At 44.0% G+C, this 26,127-nt stretch carries 25 protein-coding genes; 3 read left to right on the plus strand and 22 right to left on the minus strand.

The window, feature by feature from the left end; genetic code table 11:
* Nucleotides 1-8: 8 nt before the first annotated feature.
* Nucleotides 9-2,237: an FUSC family protein gene (locus MD536_RS20190; protein ID WP_239603485.1), complete on the plus strand. Its 2,229-nt coding sequence runs from the start codon at nucleotides 9-11 to the stop codon at nucleotides 2,235-2,237.
* Here the strand turns inward: MD536_RS20190 and MD536_RS20195 are convergent.
* The 11 genes from MD536_RS20195 to MD536_RS20245 all read right to left on the minus strand — a co-directional run bounded on the left by MD536_RS20195 (nucleotide 2,234) and on the right by MD536_RS20245 (nucleotide 13,399).
* Complete coding sequence (locus MD536_RS20195) at nucleotides 2,234-4,096, minus strand: 2-oxoacid:acceptor oxidoreductase subunit alpha (protein ID WP_239603487.1); 1,863 nt, start codon at nucleotides 4,094-4,096, stop codon at nucleotides 2,234-2,236. The genes MD536_RS20190 and MD536_RS20195 overlap by 4 nt on opposite strands.
* Before the next feature lie 59 nt (nucleotides 4,097-4,155).
* Nucleotides 4,156-5,064, minus strand: a complete 909-nt coding sequence (gldA, locus tag MD536_RS20200; protein WP_239603489.1) for a gliding motility-associated ABC transporter ATP-binding subunit GldA — start codon at nucleotides 5,062-5,064, stop codon at nucleotides 4,156-4,158.
* A 20-nt stretch (nucleotides 5,065-5,084) separates the two neighbouring features.
* Entirely contained in the window at nucleotides 5,085-5,717 is a 633-nt protein-coding gene (gene can / locus MD536_RS20205) for a carbonate dehydratase (protein WP_239603492.1), read from the minus strand.
* A gap of 12 nt (nucleotides 5,718-5,729) precedes the next feature.
* Entirely contained in the window at nucleotides 5,730-7,298 is a 1,569-nt protein-coding gene (locus tag MD536_RS20210) for a SulP family inorganic anion transporter (RefSeq protein ID WP_239603494.1), read from the minus strand.
* A gap of 90 nt (nucleotides 7,299-7,388) precedes the next feature.
* A complete protein-coding gene (locus tag MD536_RS20215; RefSeq protein ID WP_239603497.1) occupies nucleotides 7,389-7,742 on the minus strand; it encodes a hypothetical protein in 354 nt (117 codons plus the stop codon).
* A gap of 62 nt (nucleotides 7,743-7,804) precedes the next feature.
* On the minus strand, nucleotides 7,805-8,173 hold the full coding sequence (locus tag MD536_RS20220; RefSeq protein ID WP_239603500.1) for a response regulator transcription factor: 369 nt from the start codon (nucleotides 8,171-8,173) through the stop codon (nucleotides 7,805-7,807).
* Between the two features lies 1 nt (nucleotide 8,174).
* Nucleotides 8,175-10,886 (minus strand): ATP-binding protein, encoded by a 2,712-nt coding sequence (locus MD536_RS20225; protein WP_239603501.1) that lies wholly within the window; start codon nucleotides 10,884-10,886, stop codon nucleotides 8,175-8,177.
* The gene (locus MD536_RS20230; protein ID WP_239603504.1) at nucleotides 10,879-11,094 is read right to left on the minus strand and encodes a hypothetical protein; all 216 of its coding nucleotides are present in this window, start codon (nucleotides 11,092-11,094) and stop codon (nucleotides 10,879-10,881) included. Before MD536_RS20230 ends, MD536_RS20225 begins: the two co-directional genes overlap by 8 nt.
* Nucleotides 11,095-11,104: 10 nt before the next feature.
* Nucleotides 11,105-11,350 (minus strand): DUF6814 family protein, encoded by a 246-nt coding sequence (locus MD536_RS20235; RefSeq protein ID WP_239603506.1) that lies wholly within the window; start codon nucleotides 11,348-11,350, stop codon nucleotides 11,105-11,107.
* A gap of 4 nt (nucleotides 11,351-11,354) precedes the next feature.
* Nucleotides 11,355-12,890, minus strand: coding sequence for an MFS transporter (locus tag MD536_RS20240; protein ID WP_239603507.1), 1,536 nt, complete (start codon nucleotides 12,888-12,890; stop codon nucleotides 11,355-11,357).
* 89 nt (nucleotides 12,891-12,979) lie between these two features.
* Nucleotides 12,980-13,399 (minus strand): IS1/IS1595 family N-terminal zinc-binding domain-containing protein, encoded by a 420-nt coding sequence (locus MD536_RS20245; RefSeq protein ID WP_239603509.1) that lies wholly within the window; start codon nucleotides 13,397-13,399, stop codon nucleotides 12,980-12,982.
* Nucleotides 13,400-13,485: 86 nt separating this feature from the next.
* Between MD536_RS20245 and acs the strand changes: the two genes are divergently transcribed.
* Nucleotides 13,486-15,399, plus strand: a complete 1,914-nt coding sequence (acs, locus tag MD536_RS20250) for an acetate--CoA ligase (RefSeq protein WP_239603510.1) — start codon at nucleotides 13,486-13,488, stop codon at nucleotides 15,397-15,399.
* On the opposite strand, the gene MD536_RS20255 is transcribed toward acs, so the two are convergent.
* From MD536_RS20255 to MD536_RS20300, 10 genes are all read right to left on the minus strand, one after another.
* Nucleotides 15,380-16,639: a 1-acyl-sn-glycerol-3-phosphate acyltransferase gene (locus MD536_RS20255; protein WP_239603512.1), complete on the minus strand. Its 1,260-nt coding sequence runs from the start codon at nucleotides 16,637-16,639 to the stop codon at nucleotides 15,380-15,382. The genes acs and MD536_RS20255 overlap by 20 nt on opposite strands.
* A 64-nt stretch (nucleotides 16,640-16,703) precedes the next feature.
* Nucleotides 16,704-19,388 carry a T9SS type A sorting domain-containing protein gene (locus tag MD536_RS20260; protein ID WP_239603514.1) on the minus strand — a complete coding sequence of 895 codons (2,685 nt, stop codon included), beginning with the start codon at nucleotides 19,386-19,388 and terminating at the stop codon, nucleotides 16,704-16,706.
* Nucleotides 19,389-19,615: 227 nt separating this feature from the next.
* Nucleotides 19,616-20,173 (minus strand): L,D-transpeptidase family protein, encoded by a 558-nt coding sequence (locus MD536_RS20265; RefSeq protein ID WP_234868606.1) that lies wholly within the window; start codon nucleotides 20,171-20,173, stop codon nucleotides 19,616-19,618.
* Between the two features lie 143 nt (nucleotides 20,174-20,316).
* Nucleotides 20,317-20,694, minus strand: coding sequence for a LysM peptidoglycan-binding domain-containing protein (locus tag MD536_RS20270; RefSeq protein ID WP_239603517.1), 378 nt, complete (start codon nucleotides 20,692-20,694; stop codon nucleotides 20,317-20,319).
* 10 nt (nucleotides 20,695-20,704) lie between these two features.
* Nucleotides 20,705-21,184 (minus strand): BON domain-containing protein, encoded by a 480-nt coding sequence (locus MD536_RS20275; RefSeq protein ID WP_239603519.1) that lies wholly within the window; start codon nucleotides 21,182-21,184, stop codon nucleotides 20,705-20,707.
* A gap of 45 nt (nucleotides 21,185-21,229) precedes the next feature.
* The gene (locus MD536_RS20280) at nucleotides 21,230-21,637 is read right to left on the minus strand and encodes a DUF4332 domain-containing protein (protein WP_239603521.1); all 408 of its coding nucleotides are present in this window, start codon (nucleotides 21,635-21,637) and stop codon (nucleotides 21,230-21,232) included.
* Nucleotides 21,638-21,720: 83 nt separating this feature from the next.
* On the minus strand, nucleotides 21,721-22,557 hold the full coding sequence (locus MD536_RS20285; protein WP_239603523.1) for an outer membrane beta-barrel protein: 837 nt from the start codon (nucleotides 22,555-22,557) through the stop codon (nucleotides 21,721-21,723).
* 19 nt (nucleotides 22,558-22,576) lie between these two features.
* Nucleotides 22,577-23,677 (minus strand): anti-sigma factor, encoded by a 1,101-nt coding sequence (locus tag MD536_RS20290; protein WP_239603525.1) that lies wholly within the window; start codon nucleotides 23,675-23,677, stop codon nucleotides 22,577-22,579.
* 23 nt (nucleotides 23,678-23,700) lie between these two features.
* The gene (locus tag MD536_RS20295) at nucleotides 23,701-24,186 is read right to left on the minus strand and encodes an RNA polymerase sigma factor (protein ID WP_239603527.1); all 486 of its coding nucleotides are present in this window, start codon (nucleotides 24,184-24,186) and stop codon (nucleotides 23,701-23,703) included.
* Nucleotides 24,187-24,374: 188 nt separating this feature from the next.
* On the minus strand, nucleotides 24,375-24,611 hold the full coding sequence (locus MD536_RS20300) for a hypothetical protein (RefSeq protein WP_239603529.1): 237 nt from the start codon (nucleotides 24,609-24,611) through the stop codon (nucleotides 24,375-24,377).
* Between the two features lie 156 nt (nucleotides 24,612-24,767).
* On the opposite strand from MD536_RS20300, the gene kbl reads away from it, so the two are divergent.
* Nucleotides 24,768-25,958, plus strand: coding sequence for a glycine C-acetyltransferase (kbl, locus tag MD536_RS20305; RefSeq protein ID WP_239603531.1), 1,191 nt, complete (start codon nucleotides 24,768-24,770; stop codon nucleotides 25,956-25,958).
* An 8-nt stretch (nucleotides 25,959-25,966) separates the two neighbouring features.
* On the opposite strand, the gene MD536_RS20310 is transcribed toward kbl, so the two are convergent.
* Entirely contained in the window at nucleotides 25,967-26,116 is a 150-nt protein-coding gene (locus MD536_RS20310) for a Rid family hydrolase (RefSeq protein WP_317208149.1), read from the minus strand.
* Nucleotides 26,117-26,127 lie beyond the last annotated feature (11 nt).

The raw sequence follows: 26,127 nt of genomic DNA on the forward strand, positions 1-26,127 counted from the left end.
GTAAATCTATGATTGAATACATCCGGGAATATAAAAAATACAGCAGTAGTTATTATGTATCAGAGGGCATTCGTACGACGGCGGGTGTGATGCTTCCAATCCTGACAGCCAGTTATTTTGGATATCTGGATGTTGGTATTGCACTCGGACTTGGTGCTCTTTGTGTAAGTATTGCGGATAATACCGGTCCTATTCATCACCGGGTAAACGGAATGATGGCGGCGCTTATCCTGATCTTTATTTCCACGCTCATTACGGGCTTCTGCATGCCTTATCCCTGGTTACTGGCTGTGCTGATCGTTTTGATGGGCTTTTCCTATTCGATAATTGGTGTGTATGGCGTACGTGCGGCTGCTGTTGGAGTAGCGGGCTTGTTGGTGATGATACTCAGTATTGATGAACGTTATACGAACTGGGAGGTGGTAAGAAATGCACTACTGGTAGCTGCCGGCGGTCTTTTTTATTTTACGATTAGCTTATTGTTATATCGTCTGCGTCCATATAAACTGATTGAGCAGGCTCTGGGTGACTCTCTGCTTTCCATGTCAGATTACTTGCGTACCCGCGCCGGCTTTTACGATGCACAGGTTGATTACGATAAAAATTATAAGGAAGTACTTGAGCAGCAGGTGCTGGTACACAATAAACAGAGCCTGGTTCGTGAAATGCTGTTTAAAACCCGTGATATTGTTCGCGAGTCTACGCATAAGAGCCGGATCCTGATGATGATCTTCCTCGACAGTGTGGATCTGTTTGAACGGATCATGACATCCCAGCAGGACTATCGGCTATTGCATCAGCTGATGGACAACTCAGGATTGTTGCCGGCTTTTCAAACACAGATACGTCTCTTATCTGATGAACTGGAAAAAATCGGACTGGCTTTGCAGGAAGGCAGAATTTCCGAATCCAGAGAAGAGCTGGAGAGTTTGTTGAAAAAGCTGGAGGCAGAATTTGTGGAAGTGCGCAATGCTACGATGGATGATAGTAATATTGAGGGATTTGTAAGCCTGCGTCATATTCTGAACAGTATTAAAGACATTCAGAGCAGAATTCTGACCATTCATCGTTATACCAGTTTTGATAAGAAAATCGGAGCTGCGTTTTCCCGAACTGTAGATTATACCAAATTTGTTTCACCCTCTGATTTTAATATCAAACTACTGACGAATAACCTCAGTATTCATTCTACTATTTTCCGTCATTCTGTTCGGGTAGCCTTATCCTTGCTGGCAGGTTATTTCCTGAGCAGGGTGCTGCCATTCGGACACGGGTATTGGATTTTATTGACCATCCTGGTTATTCTTAAGCCGGCCTATAGTTTAACCAAACAACGGAATATTGAACGTTTAACAGGTACATTTTTCGGAGCGTTGCTTGGAGTTGGAATATTGTGGCTTATACGTGATGATCGGTTATTGGTAACTGTTATGATTATCGGAATGATAATCGCTTACAGCATGGTAAGGATTAAATACCTGGTTAGTGTTGTGGCAATGACAGCCTATATATTGATCGCTTTTCATTTTCTGAAGCCTGGTGATTTTTCTGAGGTATTGCGTGATCGCCTGATTGATACATTTGCAGGTTCGGTGATTGCCTTCATTGCAACATTTGCCATCCCTCCAAAATGGGAACATGAGCAGATCCAGGAGTTGCTGGAGGAAGCCATCGAAGCGAATGCACGTTATTTTGAAAGTATAAGCAGATTGTTTATTGGTGTTGCTCTGAGTAATGAAGTATATAAGCTCAGCAGGAAAGAAGCGTTTGTAAAGCTGGCCAACCTCTCTGATGCGTTTCAACGCATGCTGAACGAGCCCAAGCGTCAGCAAAAAAAAGTACAACTGGTTCACCAGATGGTAGTGAATAATCACATGCTTGCTTCACATATCGCAACTCTTTCCTCCTATCGGAAAATGGCAGAACGATATGCTTCGGAAAAATTTCAACCCATTATTTCTGCTTCACTTCAGCATCTTCAAACAGCGGCTGAATTGGTAAAACAGCAGCCTTTGCCCAATGTTTTGCTGAGTGCCGAAGAGAATTTTGTTATCCGGGAGGAGCTCAAACAATTGCTGGAACTCCGGTTAAAGGAGTTGGCCGAGGGTGATATGGATACGGAGACCCGGCAACGGTTTTCGGAGTTGAAAACCATTGCCGATCAATTTGAGTATATAAATAAAATCAGTATTGAACTGGAGAAGCTCGCACAGCGGCTGCGGGAACGCACTGTTTAAGCGGGAATGGTCATTCCCAACATGTCCTTCAATTTGATTACCAGTTCCGTTTTGGTAATAGGAACCCCCATAATCTTATTGTATCCTTTGGCATCCACCAGGTATTGATCACGAATGATTTTGATAAGTTGGCCATTGTTGATTTCCGGAATCAAAACCTGTTCAAAGTTTTTGATAATATCTCCGAGGTTTTTTGGAAAAGGACGGATATAACGGAGTTGGGCATGGCTTACTTCCTGTCCGGCTGCCTGTAATTCCTGCACTGCACTTTTTATGGCACCATAGGTTGAACCCCAGCCGAGAACCAGGATCTTTCCTTTTTCCGGACCACTGTCGAGTTTTTGCTCGGGTATATAATCTGCGATTTTGTCCACTTTTTCCTGCCGGATTTTTACCATCAGTTGATGATTCTCCGGATCATAACTGATATTGCCGGTTATGTTTTGTTTTTCAAGTCCGCCTACCCGGTGTTCCAATCCAGGTGTGCCGGGAATAGCCCAGGGGCGAACCAGTTTTTCATCCCGCTGATAGGGCATGAACTTTTCTTCTCCATGACCCAGGTCTTTCTTGAAGTTTGTTTCGATGGGTGCCAGTTGATCACTGGTTGGAAATTTCCATGGTTCAGCACCATTAGCGATGTATCCATCACTTAAGAAAATAACTGGTGTCATGTGCTGAATGGAGATACGTACTGCCTCATATACCGCAGCGAAACAATCACTGGGTGTGGAGGCAGAGATAACCGGCATTGGGCATTCTCCGTTTCTTCCATAATAGGCCTGGAGCAGATCGCTTTGTTCGGTTTTGGTGGGCAGGCCGGTGGAAGGGCCACCACGCTGGATATTTATTATAACCAGTGGGATTTCAAGCATAACTGCAAGTCCCATGGCTTCTGTTTTTAGTGCCATACCCGGACCAGAAGTAGTAGTTACTCCCAGTGAGCCACCATAAGAAGCGCCAATAGCGGCTGTTATTCCCGCGATCTCATCTTCAGCCTGAAAAGTTCGTATGCCAAAGCTCTTGTGACGGCTCAACTCATGCAGAATGTCAGATGCTGGTGTAATGGGATAGGTTCCCAGGAACATGGGTAGGGATGCCTTTTGAGAGGCAGCGATCAGTCCGTATGCCAGGGCCTGATTTCCCATGATATTTCGATAAGACCCTGGTTCGATTTTGGCTTTTTCCACCTTATATCGGGTGGTGAAAGTTTCTGTAGTATCTCCGTAGTTGTAACCAGCCTGAAGCGCTTTTATATTGCTGTTGAGGAGGTCTGGTTTTTTACCAAATTTATCTTTGAGAAATTGAAGGCTGCTATCCATATCCCGGTTATACATCCAATACAAAAAACCTAGGACGAACATGTTTTTCGCTCGGTCTTTTTCCTTGGTTCCGAGTTGGAATTCTTTTAGGGCCTCGCGGGTCATCTTGGTTATATCCATTCGAATGACTTCATAATTAGCGAGACTATCATCTTCAATGGGATTTACTCCGTCAGGGTAGTTGGCGAGTCGCAGGTTTTTGGCGTCGAAGCCATCGGTGTTGACAATGATTTTACCACCCTTTTTCAGGGCTTTGAGATTGGTTTTCAATGCTGCGGCATTCATCGCAACCAACACATCACATTCATCACCTGGTGTATAAACAGGGGTACTTGAAAACCGTAACTGGTAACCGCTTACACCTGGAATAGTTCCCTGAGGGGCCCGGATTTCCGCTGGAAAATCGGGAAAGGTGGCCAGGTCTATACCCAGTAAAGCCGTGTTGTTAGTGAATTGGGTACCAGTCAATTGCATGCCATCTCCACTGTCGCCTGCAAACTTTATAACTACCTCCGGAAGGAGCTCTTCTTTATGCATCATGGTGCAAAGGTAAGGAAAGGAAGAATGGAAGAATGGAAGATGGAGGAATGGAAGATGGGTTAAGAACTAGTAAGGGAGCGGAACACATCTTCCAGGCTTTGGTCGCTGCTTTGGAGAGAAACGATGTTCAGGTTTTGTTCAACGCTGAGGGCCAAGAGTTGTTTTTTTGCTTCTACGGGATCGGCTGCTTCCAATTGCCATTCAAATGCATTGATCTTCTGTAATTCTTTCAGGCTGGTAACCGCTCTTTCCAGCCATTGAGCTTCGAGGGCCTCTTTGAATTGAACACGAATCACTGGTTTGCTGTGGCTGGACTGAAGGTCTTTCAAATTGTTATCGGCGATAAGATTCCCCTTATTTATGATGATCACCCGGCTACAGACAGCTTCTACTTCCTGCAGGATATGAGTGGAAAAGAGGATGGTTTTTTGGGCTCCTAGTGAACGGATGACTTCCCGTATTTCTATTATCTGATTGGGATCCAGACCAGTGGTGGGTTCATCCAGAATCAATACTTCCGGATCATGGATCAAAGCTGCCGCCAGTCCAACCCGTTGTTTATAACCTTTGGAAAGCTGTCCAATTTTTTTATGACTCTCCGGTGTTAATCCGACCTGTGTGATAACGGTATTGATGCGACCTTTTTTATCGGCTATACCATGCACTTCCGCCATAAATTGAAGGTATTCCCGCACATACATATCATAATAGAGTGGGTTGGATTCAGGCAGGTAACCGATCCTGGATTTGGTAGCGAGGGGGTCTTTTGTGACATCCATACCAGCAATCAGGGCGGTGCCACCATCGGGCTGCAGGTAACCGGTAAGTATTTTCATAGTAGTGGATTTCCCGGCACCATTTGGGCCGAGAAATCCAACTATTTCTCCCTGATTTACAGAGAAGGAGATATTATTGACAGCTGTTTGCTGACCATAAACTTTCTTGAGAGACTGAACCGCGATTGACATAGTTCAACAAACCTACAGAATTATAAGTCATCATACTCATAGATGCTGTCAATATGTGTATTGGCCGGCATTTCGAATACAGGTTTGATCAAGCCGTCTTTTAGTCCGTATACCCAACCATGCAGATGCGGTTGCTGGTTATATTTCCAGGCTTTCTGGATGATGGATGTTTTAGCGAGATTCATTACTCCTTCAATCACATTAAGTTCTACCAGGCGATTGGTTCTTTGATCCTCATCAGCGATGGCATCGATTTCATCCCGGTGGAATCGGTAAACATCTTTAATGTTCCTGAGCCATTTATTGATGATTCCAAAATTATGTTGGGTCATCGCTGCTTTTACGCCACCACAACCATAATGACCACAAACGATCACATGTTTAACTTTCAGATGAACCACGGCATATTCGAGTACACTTAACAGATTCAAATCAGTGTGCACCACCATGTTGGCGATATTTCTGTGTACGAAGATCTCACCCGGCTGTGTGTTGGTAATCTCATTAGCAGGCACCCGGCTATCGCTGCAACCGATCCAAAGGAAATCCGGACGCTGAATATTCTCCAGCCGTTTGAAAAAATCCGGATCTTCTTCCACCGTTTCTGCTGCCCATGCTTTGTTTTCAAGTAAGAGTTTTTCGTATTGTTTCATGTTAACTGATTTTTAAATGGTTTCTGAATGGTTAGAGAATCCCTGTTCTTTATTTGCGCTTTTTTTAAGTTGAACAGTAATGTTTTTTAGGGGGGCACTGATTATAAAGTCTTCAATCACTTCCACCACATCCTTGTCGAGAAAGTCGGCTCTTGTGGCGTCAATCAATACAAAGGAGTCTTCCGGAACCTTGGCCAATTTGTGTTTAATGATAGGTTTATTGAGGAAGGAAACATCCTTTCTCAGGCGAAAAAGATAGTTCTTATCATCGTTTACTACAAAAACTGCTGAGCGGAAATTACTGCGTAGTACAAAGAATAATCCAACCACACAACCTATCAGGATACCTTTGAGCAGATCGGTCAGGAGGATAGCAATGATTGTAACGATGAAGGGAACAAACTGGTCCCAGCCTCTTTGATAGAATTTTTTAAAAATAGAAGGTTTCGCCAGTTTAAAACCGGTATATATCAGGACAGCTGCCAGGGCTGGCAATGGAATCATATTCAGAATATTGGGTATAAAAACAACACAAAGCAATAACAGCATACCATGAAGGATTGCCGACATTTTGGTTTTGGCACCGGCATTAACGTTTGCTGAAGTTCTTACAATTACGGAAGTGATGGGCAGGCCGCCAATGAATCCGGAGAGCAGGTTGCCAACTCCCTGGGCCTTCAATTCACGGTTGGTTGGGGTTACGCGCTGGTAAGGATCCAGTTCATCCGAAGCTTCGATATTCAATAAGGTTTCAAGGCTTGCTACGATCGCAAGTGTAAATGCTACCACCCATACATTATAGTTGGCGATATGACCAAAATCCGGGAATTGGAAAAAACTAACAAACTCTTCAACGGTTTCTGCTTTTGGAATATTCACCAGGGTATGCTCTGGGAGAACGAGTGCGGATTGAGAGGCAATGAAGAATTGGTTGATTGCAACTCCAATCAGCACTACTATTAAAGGGGCAGGAATAAGTTGCATAAACTTGCCGATTTTCACCACGTATTTATCCCACACTATATGGATCAGAAGAGATGCAATTCCGATAAGGGCGGCACCAGGTATGATATGATTGAGAGAGTTGAGGATGCCTGTAAATGTATTGGAGCCATCCGGTTGCCGGAAACTTTCATCCCCTTCGAAATCTGCATCGTAGCCAACCAGGTGAGGTAGCTGTTTCAGAATGAGGATCAGCCCGATAGCTGCCAGCATTGCTTTGATGACAGCTCCAGGTATGTAATCGCCCAGTACCCCTGCTTTCAGATATCCCAGAATGATTTGCAAAACCCCGGCAATTACCACGCTTACCAGAAAAGCTTCGAAGCTTGGAAGTTTCGCAAGTGCAGCCACTACGATGGCTGTTAAACCTGCAGCCGGACCACTAACACTAAGTTGGGAGCCACTAAGGGCGCCAATGACGATACCACCCACTACTCCGGCAATAATACCTGAAAACAGGGGGGCGTTGGAGCCTAACGCAATACCAAGGCAAAGTGGAAGTGCAACTAAAAAAACTACGATAGAGGATGGGATATCTGACGACAGATTCCCAAACGGATTTTGTAAACGTTTGGACATACAGGTTGATTGTTTCGAATAATAGAAAGGGATAACAAGTCTTCAGCAGGGAAGGGGCAGGGTACTGCAAAAAAAACTTCAATAAAAGGCTCATGCCTGATCCGGAGGCTGAATTAGGGTTTGGGAGAGTTGATCATCCGGAAGGTTTTCGGATACCGGAACAACTCGTAGAATATCCTCTGCATTAATGGTTCTTAGAATCGCACAAACATTCAAATTACAAACCGAGAATGTTTTTCCGTTCTTGTGTTCTTCGTTAATGGGATTATTACTGCCAGCTTCTTCTTCTACGGTATTAAGTACACAGTATTTATTCTGCTTGGAAACCAGCGGAAGCATGATAAGGGTTGTGCCCAATAAACCCAGGAATAACAGGGCAACGCCGGTAATCAGCATTTTTGAACCGAAGAATTTCGGTCTACCTGTTATGGGGGTAATTTTCATGGCGGTCGAAAATAAAGTAATAGCTTGAAAGATAAGGAATTGTTAAGGCATTTAACAAAGACTTATTGCAATAATTGATTTATTTCTTTAATAAGAGAGCGGGTTGAGAAAGGTTTATAAACATAGGCTGCCGCACCCAATTCCAGGCCTTTTCGTTGGTCGGACTCCCGGGTTTTGGCGCTCAGGAATATTACGATAATGTGCCTGAGTGCAGACTGTTTTTTAATGAACTCACAAATAGCATACCCATCGATATCCGGCATCATGATATCGAGTACCACCAGGTCTGGGATTTCCTGTTGAATCAGTTGAAGCGCTTCCGTTCCGTTTCGGGCAACAACAACAGTATACCCGTTTTTCTGCATCAGGAATTCCAGTGACATCAGGATGTATGGGTCATCATCAACAACCAGTATTTTTTTTTCCGGCATGTCAGTGGTTTGTTTGGGATAATGGAAGCATAAAGATAAAACGGGCGCCTCCTTCTTCTCTGTTTTCAGCTTTGATATTACCTGTATGCAGTTCAATTATTTTTTTGGAGATCGCCAGCCCCAGTCCGCTCCCTTCCGGCTTTTTAAGTATTTGGTTCGGTGCCTGATAAAATTTATCGAATATGAGTTCCAGTGATGCTGCCGGAATTCCTTTACCCTGGTCAGAAATAGAGATCTCCAGGTGATTACCCGAAACGTTGGCTTCAAAAAGGATGGTACCCGATTCAGGCGAGAATCGTATTGCGTTGGTGAGAAGATTATACAGCACCTGACGAATCAGTGCCGGATCCAGTTCGACCAACTCATAAGGATGAGACAAGTGGGCTTCTATCCGTAGTTTTTTTTGCTGAATAAGGGGCTGAATATCGGATAGTGCTTCCTCCTGCAGTCCTTTGATCTGTATGGTTTGAAGCTCTAAAGAGTGTTTACCGGATTCAAATCGTTCGAGACTTAAAACCTGGGTAATCAAATGGCTCAAGCGTTCTGTTTCACGAACCACTGCTGCCAGGAATTCAGTCTTTTGGGTTTCCGGCATTTCCGGATTATCATGTACCAGTTCTGTTAATGCCCGGATAGAGGTAAGAGGAGTCCGGAGTTCATGCGTTACTGTATAAAGAAATTCATCTTTTACTTCGTCCATTGCCATCAATTGTTGGTTGATTGCAGAAAGTTGTTCTGTTGCACGTGTCAGTTCAACTGATTTTCTTTTCAGTTCCTTATTCAGTTCCATGATCTGCTGCGATTCGCGCAAGAGATTCAATACTTCTTCCATACTGAGTTCCTCTGCTTTGGCAACGCGTGAAACCAGGATATGCGCAGATGCGGATCCAATTACTTCGGCCAGTATTTTTTCCGTGAGTTGCACGAGGCGAGGGTCAGCTGTGGTTGTATTCAGAGGAATTTGGTGCCGGTTTGCATATTTCTGAAAAAGGCTTGCAGCCCGATCAGTTCCGATAAAGTTTTGCAGAAGTAGTCTGAGTGCCGGCAGGCTGGCTGTATTTTTCCAAACGGCAGGTTCAGTTTCAAACTTTTCTTTGTTCAAAAAATCTACAAATAGTTCTGCCTGGAAAGTTTCCCTGGTACCCTTCTGGCTATTGATGGAAACCAGCACAAAGAGTCCGCTGTTTAATAATAGGCTCCAGAATAGGGAGTGAGAAACAGGGTCAAGGGAGTTCAGTCCGAACAGGGCGTCCGGCTTTAACCAGGCAACACCGAAATATCCATTTTCTACAATGGAATTATCCAGCAGTCCGGCTCCTGCAAGTGAAGGCAGCAGGAGGGTGAACATCCAGCAGATGAATCCGGCTGCTAATCCGGCCAATGCTCCATTTTTAGATGCTCCTTTCCAGTAAAGGCCTCCAAGTACAGCAGGTGCCAATTGTGCAACAGCTGCAAAGGAAACAAGGCCTATGGATACAAGGCTGTATTGTTCTGCAACCAGTTTATCGTATAATAATGCGAGGCCAATTACGAGCAGGATGCTTCCTCTTCGCACCCAAAGTACAACAGCAGAAAGATTTCGCCTGGATTCCTGGTGCAGCCGGTTGGTTGAAAGGAGTAGGGGAAGCGCCAGGTGGTTACTGATCATAGTTGTTAGCGCAATTGTTTCTACAATGATCATTCCCGTTGCTGCAGAGAAACCACCGATAAAGATCAGCAGGCTCAGCAGGTATCTTTCCTGGTCAAGAGGGATATTCAATACATACAGGTCTGGGTTAACTGTAGTGGCGGGATAAAGAACAGAACCTGCAAGTGCTATTGGAATCACAAAAAGGTTGATCACAAATAGATAGAGGGGAAATACCCAGCTTGCTGTTTTCAGATGGTTTTCATCCAGGTTTTCAACCACGTTCACCTGAAACTGTCTTGGCAGAAAAAGCATGGCGAAGAAGGAGAGTGTCAGCATGGAAAACCAACTGGTATAGGCATTGGTTTCCTGGAGGGTAAATAACTGCTGTAATCGGGGTTGCGCAATTGCCTGCTGAAACAGATCCGAAAAGCCATTGAATACATAATAAGTTATGAACAAACCGGCTGCCAGAAAGGCTACGAGTTTGATTACCGATTCAAATGCAATCGCGGCAATCAGTCCTTCATGTTTTTCAGCTGCATCCACCGAGCGGGTCCCAAAAAAAAGAATGAAAACAGTTAGCAACAGGGTGCCATAAAATGTGCTGTCCTTCCAGATGGATTGATTTGTATTGCCGGTTGCACCTGCAAGCAGATCAAAACTGGTGGCAATAGCTTTCAGTTGAAGTGCGATATAGGGTATCACTCCCAGTACGCAAAAAATGGTAACCAGAACGGCCAGGGAAAAATTCTTACCATATCGGGTAGAAACCAGGTCAGCAATGCTGGTGATTCCCTGCGTTCTGCAAATGCGGATGATTTTGAGCAGAACCGGCCAAAAAAGTGCGCACAATATTGTTGGACCAATATAAATGGTCAGGAAATCCAGTCCGCTGGTGGCAGCTCTGCCAACACTTCCGTAGTAGGTCCAGGCGGTACAGTAAACAGCCAGTGATAATGCATAGACATACCCGTTATTTATCCAGGATTTCCCTTTTTTTCTCACCGATTCTGCGCTCCAGGCCAGGATGCTGAGAAGGAGCAGATAACCTAAAGCGGTTCCGGCAATGATCCAGCTACTCATGTTCGTCTGGTTTTTTGGGAGCAGTCCGATGAATAGTGCGAATCAGCAAAATAAAGAGCAGCCATCCGGCAAACAGGTAGACCAGCAGGTAAGGCAGATCGCCAATCTGCCTGGGTTGATTGGCAATAGAGAGAAGAGGAAAGTTAAAAAACAAGAGGCAGGCAATTGCTATCAGCACTGCCTTCTGGTTTTTTTTAGAGGCTGACATGGCCACAAATTTAATCGCTTATTTCATCGGATCGTTCCGGCAGGTGGTCATATTCTCCTTTAAGTGCGAAGTAACCAAACAGGGCAAGGCCGAAGGCGATTGGAATGAATATAATTACAAATACCCCCCATTGTATTTTGGTATCAATAACGGGTTTGGCGGCGATCTCCGATGCTGCTGTTTTTATCAGGTAGTAGATGGCAACAGGCGCGAGTGCAATCCAAAGAATTCCAAGGTATCGTTTGAGGTGGTTCATGACATTAATCGTTTACGTTTGGATCAATTTTGTTGCTGATATAAAGAGTGCCGATTACCAGGCAAATGGCTGCAATCAGGATTGGGTACCAAAGTCCGACCAGTGCATCCTGTGTATAGATGGTAGTGAGCAGGGTGGCAATAAAAGGTGTTAGTCCACCAAATACTCCATTGCCAATATGGTAAGGTAGCGACATACTGGTGTATCGGATTTTGGTGGGGAACAATTCAACCAGGAAGGCGGCTATCGGGCCATAAACCATGGTTACAAAAAATACCTGGATGAAGATCAGCAATACAAATTTCCAGTAGGTAGGGTTGTCGAGTTTTTTTTCTGTGTAGGTGAGTTTGCCTGGAGTTGTTATATTATTTCGAAGGGTGTCGGATTTAACTTCGGTAAAAGACATTCCTGTGCTGAATGAATAGCGGGAGGATGTTATTTGCAGGGTTGTGGAAACATCCGGCAGCGGGCGTGTTTCACGATTAACGGAAGCCACTGCAGGGGTTTCGGAACTAATTCGGTTAGGGATATTGGTTGCTGTCATGAGTTCTTTGTAGATAGGCCGGTAGGAAAATACGGCCAGCAGCATGCCTGCCATCATAATCCATTTTCTTCCAATCTTATCGCTCCAGGAACCAAATACAACAAAAAATGGGGTAGCAAAAACAATGGCCCAGATCAGGATGGTGCGGCTTTGGTCGAAATCAACCTTACATACATTTTCGATGAAGGACTGGGCATAAAACTGTCCGGTATACCACACTACTCCCTGACCCATGGTAGCACCAAACAGTGCCAGCAATACCATTTTCAGATTGGTTTTATGACCAAAACTTTCTTTGAGCGGGTTGACCGAAACTTTTCCTTCCGATTTCAATTTGGCAAACAGGGGAGATTCGTTCATTTTCAGCCGGATGTAAATCGAGACCACAACCAGCAGGATAGAAACCAGGAAGGGAATGCGCCAGCCCCAGTCGTTGAATTTGCGAATAGACACCTCCTGATCGCTATCGAGACTATGCCTTGTCAGCAGAATTACCCCGAGAGATACAAAGAGTCCGAGTGTGGCTGTTGTCTGAATCCAGGAAGTAAAGTAACCTCGTTTGTTTGCGGGGGCATGTTCAGCAACATAAGTGGCGGCACCTCCGTATTCGCCACCCAGTGCCAAACCCTGCAGCAAACGCAGGAGCAAAACCAGTATAGGAGCAGCAAACCCGATGGTTTCATAAGAAGGAATTAACCCGATAGCGAAGGTGGACCCACCCATTAAAACAAGGGTTAAGAGAAAGGTATATTTCCTGCCGATCAGGTCTCCCAGGCGACCAAAGACCAGGGCGCCGAAGGGGCGAACGATAAAGCCTGCTGCAAAAGTGGCGAGTGTACTCAGCAATGCAGCAGTTGGATTGGTGTTGGGAAAAAACTGGCTGGCAATTACTGTTGCCAGGCTTCCGAAAATATAAAAATCATACCATTCAATGAGGGTGCCTACGGAGGAGGCACCAATAACTTTCCAGATACCTTTGTTAGTTGGTTGGGACATAGCTAAGCAATCTTGTAACTACATATTACGTAATCCGGATAAGTATACAAAGTAGCTGCTGCCAAATGTAAATTAGTATAGCTGTTTCTTTATTTTCTGAAGCGTTCCCAGCGAATCACCATGAATTTATCACCAAGTTCAGTGATCATACAGCCGGCTTTGCGAAGTATTGCCGGGTCTTGCAGGAATTGATTCAGTTCAGCATGAGAGAGTACTTTATAAGCCGGACGATAAGAGGGGCTTGGTGGCAACTGAAGATTGGCTTTTTTTATCCAGTTATGAACGGAGGCATGACTGATGCCCAGGAGCCGTTCGATCTCCCTAAGGGAAACGCCTTCCAGGTATAACTGCAGTGCCTTGATAACGTAGTAGGGCTCTGTTGATTTGCCTTTTTTAAAAACAGTAAAATAGTAGCGGCAGGTTTTGCAATGGTATCGTTGCCTGCCTTTTACAATGCCGCTTTTGATGGGGTTGGATGAGGAGCAGCGCGGACAGGAAATCGCTTTCATAAATAAATATACCAAATTACCAATCTTTGTTGATTTTTGGCCAAACAACTTTTCTACTTTTAGAACTGCAAACAAAACGATGCCATATGTCATACCCTTATCAGATTAAGTCTTTCGAAGAATACAAATCGGTTTACAATAAAAGTGTGATGGATCCGGAAGGGTTCTGGGGGGATATTGCCGGTCATTTTTACTGGCGGAAGCGTTGGGATAAAGTGTTGAACTGGAATTTCAAGGATCCCAAGGTAGAATGGTTTATTGGTGGTCGGCTGAATATAACTGAAAACTGTCTGGATCGGCACCTTGGGTCTTTAGGAAACAAGCCGGCTATTATCTGGGAACCCAATGATCCGGAGGAACATCATCGCGTATTAACGTATCGGGAACTCCATACCAAAGTGGTACAGTTTGCCAATGTATTAAAGAATAATGGCGTTCAGAAAGGGGATCGGGTTTGTTTGTATATGGGCATGGTTCCTGAACTGGCAATTGCTGTGTTGGCTTGTGCAAGGATTGGTGCTATTCATTCCGTAATATTTGGGGGCTTTAGTGCACAGAGTATTGCTGATCGTTTAATGGATGCACAGGCGGAATACGTAATCACCTGTGATGGCGCTTTTCGGGGTAATAAAGAGATCCCTTTAAAATCGGTCATAGATGATGCCCTGGTACAGTGCCGTTTTGTAAAGCGGGTGATCGTTTTAACCCGTACCCGTACGCCGGTTTCAATGATAAAAGGTCGTGATGTTTGGTGGGAAGATGAAATCAAAAAAGTTGAGACCATGGGCAATCCTGATTGTCCTGCTGAAGAGATGGATTCCGAGGACCCCCTGTTCATTCTCTACACTTCCGGCTCAACCGGCAAACCCAAAGGAGTTGTTCATACCTGTGCCGGTTATATGGTTTACACCAACTATACTTTTGTCAATACCTTTCAATACCAGCCGGGAGATATCCATTTTTGTACCGCAGATATAGGTTGGATCACGGGCCACAGTTATATTGTATACGGACCATTGAGTGCAGGCGCCACTACCTTATTGTTTGAAGGAATTCCAACCTGGCCGGATGCAGGTCGATTCTGGGAAGTTGTTGATAAATACAAGGTGAATGTCTTGTATACAGCACCAACTGCCATACGTTCCCTGATGGGTTTTGGCCTGGGTCCATTGCAGGGAAAGCAGTTGAATTCGCTGAAGGTATTAGGTACAGTTGGTGAGCCCATTAATGAAGAAGCCTGGCATTGGTACAATGAAAATATTGGAAAGGGCCGCTGTCCGATTGTGGATACCTGGTGGCAGACGGAAACAGGTGGCGTACTGATCAGCAATATGGCTGGAGTTACTCCTGCCAAACCCAGTTATGCAACCCTGCCAATGCCCGGAGTACAGCCGGTTCTGGTGGATGAGAATGGAAAGGAAATCACCGGTAATAATGTGAGTGGCAATCTTTGTATCCGTTTCCCCTGGCCATCAATTATCCGGACTACTTACGGAGATCATGAGCGTTGCAGAACGAATTATTTCTCAGCATATGATAATATGTATTTTACTGGTGATGGTTGCTACCGGGATGAAGAAGGTAATTATCGCATTACCGGTCGGGTTGATGATGTGCTGAATGTGAGCGGGCACCGTATTGGCACGGCTGAAGTGGAAAATGCCATCAATATGCACGCAGGTGTAGTGGAAAGTGCAGTAGTAGGGTATCCTCATGATATCAAAGGGCAGGGTATTTATTGCTTTGTGATCTTTCAGGGTTCTCATGGAGATGAGAACCTGAATCGCCAGGATATCACGCAAACGGTCAGCCGAATCATTGGTCCTATTGCCAAGCCGGATAAAATTCAGTTTGTGCCCGGCTTACCCAAAACAAGGAGCGGAAAGATAATGCGGCGGATTCTGAGAAAGATTGCTGAAGGTGAGTTGGAGAATCTGGGAGATACCAGCACTCTGCTGGATCCTGCAGTAGTAGACGAAATCAAAAAAGGAAGGATCTAATTGAAGACAACAGCTCTTCATGTTTAACCCGGATCTGCTGAAGCGTGGATCCGGGTATATTTTTTAGCTGCTGCTCCTTACTGTGACGGATTAGACTGGGCGCGCATTTCCAGGTAATCCAACCCAAAAAGATGCTGCTAACGAAAAAAATCATTCCTGCAAGGAGAGAATGAACAATCGTTAATACCAGGAAAATCAATAAGGTCCAACAGCTATCCAGCAGTGCTGCAGCTGCTACCAAAATCCAGGCATAGAAATCAATTCGGGTAACTTTTGTATCAGCTATCCATTTTGCGATGAAAAGGGGCGGTGCATGCAGAAGGAAACCAGGTACCGCAAGAAATCTACACAGAAGCTTTTTTTGTTTCGAAAGAGAATTTGAGTTCGTTGGCAGCACTCCTTCCTCTTTGATCTGATGCTGTTTTAACAGGTGTTTATAGGATCGATAGGTTTCTAACAGCATTTCATGAATCCGCATAAAATCCAGGCTGATTTTTTTTTCCAAATGCCATTGTTTGGCCGGATCTGCCATTTGATACCTGCTATCTGTTCTTAAGATTGCCAGTAGCTGGAAGAGTTCATTCGAATGGGATGCTGGAACCTGAATTGTCAGTTCTTTAATTGATTCATATGTAGTATCAGTAAGTTTGCGAACTGCCTGGGCAGTGTTAGACTGGTAGGCTATATAAAAATCGGTTGTTTCAACAGGTGGTCCAGCTTTTACCCAAACTGTACTAAACAGCTCAGTTGGATGGCTGTAATGAAATCCTACGGGTACAATTGGGAGCGAAATGTGCTGGTTTTTTTCCAGCGCCTGAAAAGCCAGGCGAAAGGTTCCTTTTTTAAAAGGTAACAGGAAGTATTCAACATGGCTAAAACCTTCGGGAAAAAAAAGTACAAGTTCTCCTTTTTGCAGGAGTTTGAGTGCTATTTCAAAACTATCGTCGTTCACACCCAGGGAAGAGCGGTTATACTGGTGATGGTGGATCGGGTGCATGTGAAGTGTATTCAGGATGCGATGTATCAGCCTGTTTTTAAAAATGTCTCCTCTAGCGAAAAAATGAATAGGCCGGTTTACTAACAATCCAAGCAAAGCTGCATCCATTAGTGAGCCGGGATGATTTGCGATCAGGATGGCCGGACCGGTAGCCGGAATGTTTTGGCTGTTCAGGAAGTGAATTTTCCTGTAAAAAATCCTGGTAGCCAGGGTCATTAAAAGTTTTACCAGCCTGTATAACATGAACTACAATAATAAAAAAAGACCGCCACTATTGGTGACGGTCTTTTTATGTTGACAGTAATTCTTACTGGATAAAGAATTGCATTGTCTGACGTTCGTTATTGATGGAGGTCGTAATGAAGTAGCTGCCTTTCTGCAATGATTCCACATTGATTTTAGCGCGGTTATCAGAACCGAAGGTAATTTGTTCCTGACGAACAATTCCTCCAACTGCATTATAAATAGTGATGGTCACTTTCTTGTTGCTCCAGTTTCCGTTCTCAATGGTCAGTGGCATATTGCCGGAAACCGGGTTCGGGAAGAGACGCAAACCTTTCAATGCTACTTCGCTATTGGATACGCGGATTACATCACTGTAGCTGAATTTGCCATCACGATCTGTTTGTTTAATCCGGTAATAACCAGAACCAGAGAGCGGATTGGTGTCTTTAAAGCTGTAACGGGAGATACTTGTTGTATTTCCTACACCCGGCACATTTCCAATAGCAGTGAAGTTTTGACCATCAACAGAGCGTTCGATCGTATATTCTTCATTATTCACTTCGAGGGAAGTGCTCCAGTTCAGATCAACAGATCCGTTGAAGTAACGGCCAGTGAAACTCAGCCAGGTAACAGGCAGCGGGTTAGCAATGGGGTCAATCGTACTCAGGGTAAATACCGGATTGGCGGAACTTACGTTTGAAACATTTGTGCTAGCTGATGCTACATAAGAAGCACCTCCAACATTCTGCAAACCTCCGTTTCCGATTAATTGCCAGAAACCAGGGTTATCCCATTGAGTAACACCAATAGTAGTAGGATCAGTTACACCGCTGCTGCCAGAATATGAAAGCCAAATTCTTGGCCCAGCTACTGTTGCTCCCTGCTGATCCAGAATCCAGTACTCCAGATCACTTATTTGTAGATCAGGGGGATTAGTAGGAGATAATTGATCGATTGGATACAATGGATCAGGACTTGATCTTACATATTGAGCAAGGTAGGTCGCATTAGAAATGTTAGAATTGAATCCGGCACCACTAATATGAATCGGACCATAAAATCCTGCATCACCAGTAGGGAAGGTAAAGGCTGTGTTACCACTTCTTAGAATTGGACCATCAACAAAACTACCTGCATTTCCACCTGTCGCAAACACGCCGTTAACGGCGAAATTCAAAATATTGGTATTGGTCGTTGCCAGTACACCACCTGTAAAATTTACAACCTGACCTGGTACATCAATATCCAATGGGGAGTTAAGCGTAACAGGACCAGGTGCAGACTTTACTAATGAAATATTACCATTGATAAAACTGGATTGGCCAGCACCAAGATTAATTGACTGAGCATTTGGTCCGGAAAATTCTAGTTGAATGGCTGATGACAAAGGAAGTGCACCAGGCTGGAATGTTAAATTACCACCAACTTCCAAGAAGGAAGGTGTTGTTAAAGAACCACCAGTGCTAATGAACGTTCCATTTGTAAAAGTAAAATTATTAGTAGCAATCAGTCGGTCTCCTAATTCAATATTCATGAATCCGGTGGGGCTGGTATTATCAAGAACTACATTGAAGAAAGTAGTTGATCCGTTCACAGTTGGTGTCCCAACACTATAATTTCGTTGAACATTGGATTGGAAAACAACTGTGCCATTATTTCCGGAAAAGTTACCGGAATTGTTAAAGTTCCCAGGAAATATCATAGTTCCAGATGACCCAACTACTGAACCGCCAGAACCAATATTGAAGTTCACATAGTTCCAGTTTACATTGTCACCATCTGGAAAATCAATAGTCCCGGTATTAAGGTTCATGGTTGCATTCGCTACTGAATTTAGGTTTATGAGATTACTTGGCAATGTAGTTGTAAATGAGAGCGTTGCCGAAGGATTCGACTTGTTAATAGCTATAGTGCTTCCAACCTGTTGTGTTAGAGGCGCGTCAATAATAACATTTCCATTAGAAGCTCCAATAAATTCAAAATTGGCAATTCCTCCAAGTGATGTTTGTGCTACAGTAAGACCTCCCCCAATTTGAATGGTGGCATTAGGGGCTCTCAAAATACCATTTGTAAGGATAAGGTTATTAAGAACGACAACTTGATCAGCAACGCCGATATTCATACTATTTGCAGCAGGATTAGTTTTATTGACCTGCATGTTAAAGAAAGAAATGGTTCCAGGAGAGCTGCCATTATTATTAATAGCGGCATTTGCAGTGCCACCAAATATAGCGGTACCGGAACCAGGCACAAAGTTATGCGTCAGCGAGTTGATCGTAATATTCCGGTTGAAAGTCATATTGCCGGCTCCAGTAAATGTGCCTGCATTCAGCGTTACGGCATCAGTAAACAAAGTAGAAGTACTTCCAGGAGTAAAATTTCCTCCATTCTGAACAAAGAAAACCCCAATACTTGAAACTGCCGGAAAAGTAATTGTGCCATTGTTTAATAAAACACTCGCCTCTATGGTTAATGAGTTAGTTCCCCCAGGACTAATTGTGCCAGTATATCCGGCACCTATATTCAAGCTTCGGATTGTAATTGCAGGTAAATCGAGTATACAGTTTGCATCGCTTACACCATCAAATTGGGCAGATTGACCGGTGATAGGTGCGCCTGCACCACCTGGACCTCCTGTAGAAGTTGACCAGTTAGCGGGATCGGACCAGTTACCGGTTGCGCCTGGGGCAACCCAAAATCTTGCTTGCGCCATCGCGCCAGCCGAAACAAATAAGAGTAGGATTGTGAAATGTACAAGTCTTCTCATGGTAGAGTATTTGTGATAGAATGTATTCATGGATAACACAGTTTTGAAAATGACTAAGTAACCATGGTATTTGACACCTGGTTACGGTTTAGGATTAGTCTTAATAAGGAATTTGGAAAACTGTGGTTATTCCGAAGGATTTGGAAGACTAGACGTATGCACAAACAAAAATAGTCATATCCAAGATATGACTATAATTTTAACTAATTTATTTATTCCCAGTATTTTTACTTACGTATCGTCACTTTGGTGCCTATAGGGATCATTTCAAATAATTCATCCATTTCGGATCTTTTAAGGCTGACGCAGCCATTGGTCCAGTTCTGGAAATAATCTACCGCCATGTCGTCCCGCATCCAGGTACCATGAATGGCGATCCCATTGCCGATGCCTTTGTTCTTAGGAATCAATCCTTTAGCTTTTCTTTCTTTGTATTTAGCCCAGTCTGCGGGTGTTGGATAATCCAGCAACATAATTTTCCCCCATTTGTCGTGTGGACGCTTGGAAACGATTTTGTATTCGCCTTCAGGGGTTTTGCGATCGCCTTCCCACATCTTATCTCCCAGGGTTTTTTCACCAAAAACCACCGGATAAGTGGCATACCAGCCTTCATCATCAAAAATACTCAGTTCATAATCGGTCTTGTCCACCAAAATGCGGGGAGTCCCATTTAATTCGGAGTTCAGCCGGTTAAAGCGGACTTTCCGGTAATTGTGACCGGAAAAGGAGAGCAGGCCAACGGTGCACAGGGCCAGCAAGGATACGGATACACGTGAGAGCTGCATATAATTGATTTTTGTAAACTAGCTTCGACGGTTAGGGTATCACAAAAACGTTGCCTTTTATTCATTTATTACGGCTGTGGATAAACTTTGGAAAAACTTAACACAAAAGCCCCGATTTCGGGGCTTTTGTGCTTTATAATCAATTATTTACGTGGTATTTTTAATTTCCATCCAGGGTGGATAAGATCCGGGTTTTTGATCAGATCTGTATTGGCTTCGTAGATATCCTTCCAGCTTAATCCGGGATACTTCTTAGCAATATTACTGAGGTTATCTCCGGATTTAACGGTATAGAATTCTTCTGCCCCTTCTGCCAGGCTGAGATTCATGATCAGGTCAGCATCCCTGAATTCGGGGTTCAAGGTTTCATAATGATCCCAGATGGCATCTTTTACCGAAGTACTGGGAGCAATCCCGTCGATATACAAAACACCATCCTGTTCTCTAACCTGTAGGTTGGCTACACCTTGCGAAGTTGCCAGGTCAACCAGGCTTTTATATTTATTGTCCTGAAGTGCCATAGCTGAAATTTTATTTGATGGTTAATTTGTTTTCAATCTTTTTGGGTTTTAACTCATTGAGTTTCATCATTAATCCCTGTAATTCAGATTTTTTGATTTCTCCGGTGAGTGTGATTACTCCATCCTGGACCGCTGCCTGTACTTTGGGAAGGTTCAAAGCTGTAATTGCTGAATTGGCTGTTTCTTGAAGAGTTGTATCCGGATTAATTACTACCGGGGCAGGCGGAGGTGTAATGGTTAGCTTGCTGTTCACGGATTTTACTCCTTTTACTCCTTTGGCTGCTGTTTCCGCTGCTGATCGGGTTGCGTCGTCTGCTACCTCACCGGAAAGAGTTGCAACACCATCAGTAACTGTAACCTGCACGCCTGGATAGGCTCCCAGCGCAGTTGTTACATTTTTTTCGATGTCTTCATCTTTGGGTTTACAACCTGTGAAGGTCAATGCTCCCAAAAGGAGCAATGCCCATAGTGATCTGCTGATACTTTTCATTTGTATTCTGGTTTAATGGTGAAAAAGACAGCTTTGAACCACTGATTAGTGGAAAACCTTCGGTTCCAGGTTTTTGGCAGCTTCGATCATGTCTGCCAGCATTTCGATAGAGGGCACCCTTCCGGATAATCCAAATTGATTATTAACCTCCTGCAGTTTTGTATGAAGATTCGCAGCGTTACGGGTTGCCAGTTCTTTGACAGTATCCACCCCTGCTGCTTCCAGTAATTCGGCGGTTTGACCTGCAATTCCATTGATCCGCATCAGATCGGCATGATTCACCCAGGTTAATATCAATGTTTCCGGGAGTTTGGACCCGGCAGCTAAAACTTCGCGTCCGGCTTTGGTTCCGGCTTTTTGCAATAAGTCAGAGGTTGTTTTAATTCCATGAACTTCCAGTTTTGCGGCATATGTACTTCCGATACCTTCGATGTCAATTACATTGTATGGCATAAGTCCTCACTTTGATTTATTTAAATATACAATAAAAAAGCAGCCCCGATTCCCGGAGCTGCTTTTTTAATAAGTAGATCATATTAGAATGCGCTTAACCTAAGTCCAACAGTATAGGGGGTGAAATCCAGCCCCTTTTTAAACATGGATTCAGTTGCGTAAGAACCATAAACCTGAACCGGACCAAGATGAATTTCACCCACATAGGCCAGTTTGAAATCATTCAATCCAAGATTACCTTTTAATTTCTCTTTTCCGGTTTCATCACTGCGGTATTTTTGCCGGGATCCATAGAGATAACTGCCACTTACACCTGCACTGACTCCAAATGATCTTTCCAGTGATTTGCCGGGCGTGAAGTTAATATTCAGCATAACCGGAACCGTGATATAATTCAATGCCAGTTTATTCTTGTTGTAATTAATCTGGTCATCGAGATATACGGAGGGTGGATTCTTCCTGAACCGGATATCTTCCTCGAACCGGAAATTGTAGAACTCAAGTCCCGCTCCATACCGCAGATTGATCACATGTTTAATCATATTTAGCCGACCCTGTACGAACCAAATGTTGACATTGACCGATTTCGAATTACGGAGGTTGAACCAGTCGTCGGTTGCCCCCGGAGCAAATGCCTGGGTTTCAGGACTGCTGTAATCTGTGTTATCCACAAAATTATTGAAGCCAAGATCAAAGGCAAACCAATGTGTTACATGGTTGGACTTATTATACTTCCTGTGTTTGAAATAATCCTGAACTTCCTGGGATTGATTGGAAGGCTGCCCGTTTTTAAGGATGATGATGTTCCCGATTCGCATGGTATCACTTTCCTTCACGGGTGATTGGGTGGAGTCGGTTTGTGCCTGCGTACTAAAAAGGGCACAGGTTGCCAGGGCCATGAGGCCGATCTTCTTAAACATAGATATGATTTTTATTTTTTTATTGTTCATTCGACGCGGTGAATACACCGCCTTTTGCCCGGTCTTCAGAGAATGGGTTGGACTTTCCTACGATGCGGCCGGCTTTGCGAAGTAATCCGCGCAGGGGCGTTTTTCGTATTATTTCTTTGCCCGGGGAGAATGTATCGTCATCTCTTGAATTATCATTGACAGCTACTACTATCACTGGTTCATCATCGATCTGAACTGGTATAACTGTTTTTTCTGTAGTTACATTGTTTATAGCCAGGGAGCCTTTAGCCGGTTCTTCAACTTTTAATGCAATTGAAGTTCCAACCGGAAGTTTTGTATTGGTTGTTTGGTCTGGCACACTTGCTTCCAACTTTACTTCCTGTATCTTCTGAGGTTGACTAATAACTGCCAGCCGTGAGGTAGATTCATCATTGCTCAAGGTATTTTCTGATACAGCTGTTGGTTTTGAACTTGCTGCCAAAGTTGTTTGCTCAGATGGAAGTTCACCTGGTGTTGGTATGGATTCAACTGCTTCAGCAGGTTGTTTTGTTGATTGAGACTGATTCGTTGCGATACTACCCTGTTGACTTTGGTTTGAATTAGTTAAATCGCTCTGGCGGCTTATCCAAAACATACCGGCCATTAAAAGTATCATCGCAGCAGCTGCATACCGGGTCCAAACCGGGAACATTGGCCGCACAGTGGTTGAACTTCCCCGGTACAATTTTTCTTTGCCAGAAAAAACAACCGTATTATCAGGTACCAGCTTTGTCTGCTGGATTAATTCAAATTCCGCCTGAAACTCGGGGTTGTCGTATACGAATTTTTCAGTTGCTGCTTTTTCTTCATTGTTTAATTCATCATCGGCATATTGAACGAAATAGGATTCATAATTCAGAATGGAAACCGGGTTGCTGGTATCAGTGGTGCGATACAATTTCGACTTATCGGGAAAAACTGCAGCTGCCTGATCTTCCGGAAGAATAGTGCCTGACAGCATATCCATTTCTACCCGGAGATCCGGGTTTTCTTCGAGAAAGTTTTCCACTGCATGCATCTCATCCGCGTTCAACTCGCGATCGATATACAGCAGGAAAAAAAGCTCGTAATTATTTCTGTTAATGTTCATTGTTTCAGAATTTGGGTGAACGGTTAGAGTACGTTTTCCGGACTTACCAGGTAATTTTTCAATTGGATCCTGGCCCGGTGCAGGTACACTTTTACCTGGCTCTCACTCAGGGAGGTAATCCGCCCGATTTCCTCATAAGAATAACCTTCATAATCCTTCAATAGCACTAGGCTTCGTTGAGTCTCACTAAGGCGGGCCAAAGCATCTTCCAGCACTTTGCGCAGATTACTGGCTGGCCGGTCAGTAATCCGGGTTTGTTCAGAAAACTCCTCCTTCAATTGAACCCTGCTGGTTTTCCGGATATGGTCAATCATCTGGTTATAGGCCACCGTAAACAGGTAACTTTTACTCTTTTCATAATCAATCGATTCCCGGTGAAGCCACATTTTCTCAAATGCAGACTGCACAATATCCTGCGCGTCATCTTCGTGCCGGAGGTTTTTGAGAATGAAGCGGTAAACATTATCCGCATAAGTCCTCACACATTCATTGTATTCCCTCTCTGTCATAAACAGTTTTGTTGAATTTTCAGGTGGTTCTGTATGTTATACGGATCAGAAGAAGATAAAGTTACAGGGAAATGGAAAAAATGTATGGAAGAGGAGCATGGAAGGGGGAATGGAGGAAAGGAAGATGGAGGATTGGAAGAAAATATATCGTAAAAAACTATATAAGATAGTAAAGATGAAGGGGGAGGTTAGAATCCGGTGGAAAGCAGGTGTCCGGTGACTGCTTCAAAAATAATGGAGCTGCTTACTGGTAAAGCAGAAGGAGTGGCATCATCCGTAATTTCAGTACAGGTAGCTGCAGCATTGGCACTTGCAGACCGGAGGGATGGCCCTGAGAAAGCTAACAAATAGGTAGTAATAATGATGCCCGCAAGAAGTACTGTACAGCTAAGAACAAGGTTGGTTTTGGAAATCGGGCGTTTCATTGCTTCGGTTTTCGAATTAGACGCAAGATAGACAGGGGATGTTACATCAACGAGTCTAAAAAGTTAAAAAAAGATCAAGTTCGGCCTACTCAATCGATTTCACGAACAGTCGTTAGCCATCCAATCTTCCTTATTTTTACACCCTAAATCGGTAACATGAACGAGAAATTTGTACAACGAATAAAAGAGGAACTGCAATCCATCGAAGCGGCAGGTTTATTTAAAAAAGAAAGGGTTATTACCAGTGAGCAGGGGCCGGAAATAATGGTCAATGGGAAAAAAGTACTGAACTTTTGTGCAAATAATTATCTGGGATTATCCTCACATCCCAAAGTAATCCAGGCAGCCCATGAAGCCATTGATTCTCATGGATATGGCATGAGCAGTGTCCGTTTTATTTGCGGAACACAGGATATACATAAAACACTGGAGAAAAAAATTGCCGATTTTCTGGGTACGGAAGATACCATATTATATGCGGCTGCTTTTGATGCCAATGGAGGTGTCTTTGAACCCTTATTTGGCCAGGAAGATGCTATTATTTCTGACGAATTGAATCATGCTTCCATTATTGATGGCATTCGCCTCTGCAAAGCACAGCGGTTCCGTTACAAACACAATGATATGGCAGATCTGGAACTGCAGCTTCAGGCAGCTGCCGGGGCAAGAAGCCGGATTATTGTTACGGATGGTTCCTTTAGTATGGATGGTACGATAGCCCAATTGGATAAAATCTGCGACCTCGCAGACCAATACGATGCAATCGTTATGATAGATGAATGTCATTCATCCGGTTTTTTGGGTAAAACGGGTCGTGGAACCCATGAATACCGCGGTGTAATGGGAAGGGTGGATATTATCACAGGCACGCTTGGTAAGGCATTGGGTGGAGCATCCGGAGGATTTACAAGCGGACGAAAAGAAATAATTGAAATGTTACGGCAGAGAAGCCGGCCCTATCTGTTCAGCAATACCCTGGCTCCCTCTATCGTAGGCGCTTCCATTGCGGTATTGGATATGTTGAGTGAAACAACAGAACTGCGCGACCGTCTGGAATCCAACACCAGTTATTTCAGAAAACAAATGACAGATGCAGGATTTGATATCAAACCCGGCGACCATCCGATTGTTCCAATCATGTTATACGATGCAGTAGTAGCCCAGCAACTTGCTGCAGGTTTACTGGAAGAAGGGATTTATGTGATTGGATTTTTCTTTCCGGTTGTTCCAAAGGGGCAGGCCAGAATCCGTGTTCAGCTAAGTGCTGCCCATACCCGGGAGCACCTGGATAAAGCCATTACAGCATTTACCAAAGTGGGCCGGGAATTGGGTGTATTGTCAAAATAAGAAATAGGCTATTTAGAGGCAATCATGCTGATTTCCACGTTTACATTTCGGGGTAACCCTTTAACAGCAACCGTTTCACGAGCAGGATAATTACCGTCAAAATACTTACCATAAACTTCATTAACCGCCGGGAAATTGGCCATGTCAGTGAGAAAAATGGTGCTTTTGA

The organism is Flavihumibacter cheonanensis (assembly GCF_022352215.1).
Lineage (GTDB): Bacteria > Bacteroidota > Bacteroidia > Chitinophagales > Chitinophagaceae > Flavihumibacter > Flavihumibacter cheonanensis.

Excerpts from the sequence above, each read along its gene's own strand:
- acs (WP_239603510.1), top strand. The coding sequence starts at position 13,486 with ATGTCATACCCTTATCAGATTAAGTCTTTCGAAGAATACAAATCGGTT.
- can (WP_239603492.1), bottom strand. The coding sequence starts at position 5,717 with ATGAAACAATACGAAAAACTCTTACTTGAAAACAAAGCATGGGCAGCA.
- MD536_RS20235 (WP_239603506.1), bottom strand. The coding sequence starts at position 11,350 with ATGAACCACCTCAAACGATACCTTGGAATTCTTTGGATTGCACTCGCG.
- MD536_RS20225 (WP_239603501.1), bottom strand. The coding sequence starts at position 10,886 with ATGAGTAGCTGGATCATTGCCGGAACCGCTTTAGGTTATCTGCTCCTT.
- MD536_RS20215 (WP_239603497.1), bottom strand. The coding sequence starts at position 7,742 with ATGAAAATTACCCCCATAACAGGTAGACCGAAATTCTTCGGTTCAAAA.
- MD536_RS20295 (WP_239603527.1), bottom strand. The coding sequence starts at position 24,186 with ATGACAGAGAGGGAATACAATGAATGTGTGAGGACTTATGCGGATAAT.
- gldA (WP_239603489.1), bottom strand. The coding sequence starts at position 5,064 with ATGTCAATCGCGGTTCAGTCTCTCAAGAAAGTTTATGGTCAGCAAACA.
- MD536_RS20230 (WP_239603504.1), bottom strand. The coding sequence starts at position 11,094 with ATGTCAGCCTCTAAAAAAAACCAGAAGGCAGTGCTGATAGCAATTGCC.
- MD536_RS20285 (WP_239603523.1), bottom strand. The coding sequence starts at position 22,557 with ATGTTTAAGAAGATCGGCCTCATGGCCCTGGCAACCTGTGCCCTTTTT.
- MD536_RS20255 (WP_239603512.1), bottom strand. The coding sequence starts at position 16,639 with ATGTTATACAGGCTGGTAAAACTTTTAATGACCCTGGCTACCAGGATT.
- MD536_RS20245 (WP_239603509.1), bottom strand. The coding sequence starts at position 13,399 with ATGAAAGCGATTTCCTGTCCGCGCTGCTCCTCATCCAACCCCATCAAA.
- kbl (WP_239603531.1), top strand. The coding sequence starts at position 24,768 with ATGAACGAGAAATTTGTACAACGAATAAAAGAGGAACTGCAATCCATC.
- MD536_RS20265 (WP_234868606.1), bottom strand. The coding sequence starts at position 20,173 with ATGCAGCTCTCACGTGTATCCGTATCCTTGCTGGCCCTGTGCACCGTT.
- MD536_RS20195 (WP_239603487.1), bottom strand. The coding sequence starts at position 4,096 with ATGATGCATAAAGAAGAGCTCCTTCCGGAGGTAGTTATAAAGTTTGCA.
- MD536_RS20275 (WP_239603519.1), bottom strand. The coding sequence starts at position 21,184 with ATGAAAAGTATCAGCAGATCACTATGGGCATTGCTCCTTTTGGGAGCA.
- MD536_RS20290 (WP_239603525.1), bottom strand. The coding sequence starts at position 23,677 with ATGAACATTAACAGAAATAATTACGAGCTTTTTTTCCTGCTGTATATC.
- MD536_RS20280 (WP_239603521.1), bottom strand. The coding sequence starts at position 21,637 with ATGCCATACAATGTAATTGACATCGAAGGTATCGGAAGTACATATGCC.
- MD536_RS20210 (WP_239603494.1), bottom strand. The coding sequence starts at position 7,298 with ATGTCCAAACGTTTACAAAATCCGTTTGGGAATCTGTCGTCAGATATC.
- MD536_RS20300 (WP_239603529.1), bottom strand. The coding sequence starts at position 24,611 with ATGAAACGCCCGATTTCCAAAACCAACCTTGTTCTTAGCTGTACAGTA.
- MD536_RS20190 (WP_239603485.1), top strand. The coding sequence starts at position 9 with ATGATTGAATACATCCGGGAATATAAAAAATACAGCAGTAGTTATTAT.
- MD536_RS20270 (WP_239603517.1), bottom strand. The coding sequence starts at position 20,694 with ATGGCACTTCAGGACAATAAATATAAAAGCCTGGTTGACCTGGCAACT.
- MD536_RS20240 (WP_239603507.1), bottom strand. The coding sequence starts at position 12,890 with ATGTCCCAACCAACTAACAAAGGTATCTGGAAAGTTATTGGTGCCTCC.
- MD536_RS20260 (WP_239603514.1), bottom strand. The coding sequence starts at position 19,388 with ATGAGAAGACTTGTACATTTCACAATCCTACTCTTATTTGTTTCGGCT.
- MD536_RS20220 (WP_239603500.1), bottom strand. The coding sequence starts at position 8,173 with ATGCCGGAAAAAAAAATACTGGTTGTTGATGATGACCCATACATCCTG.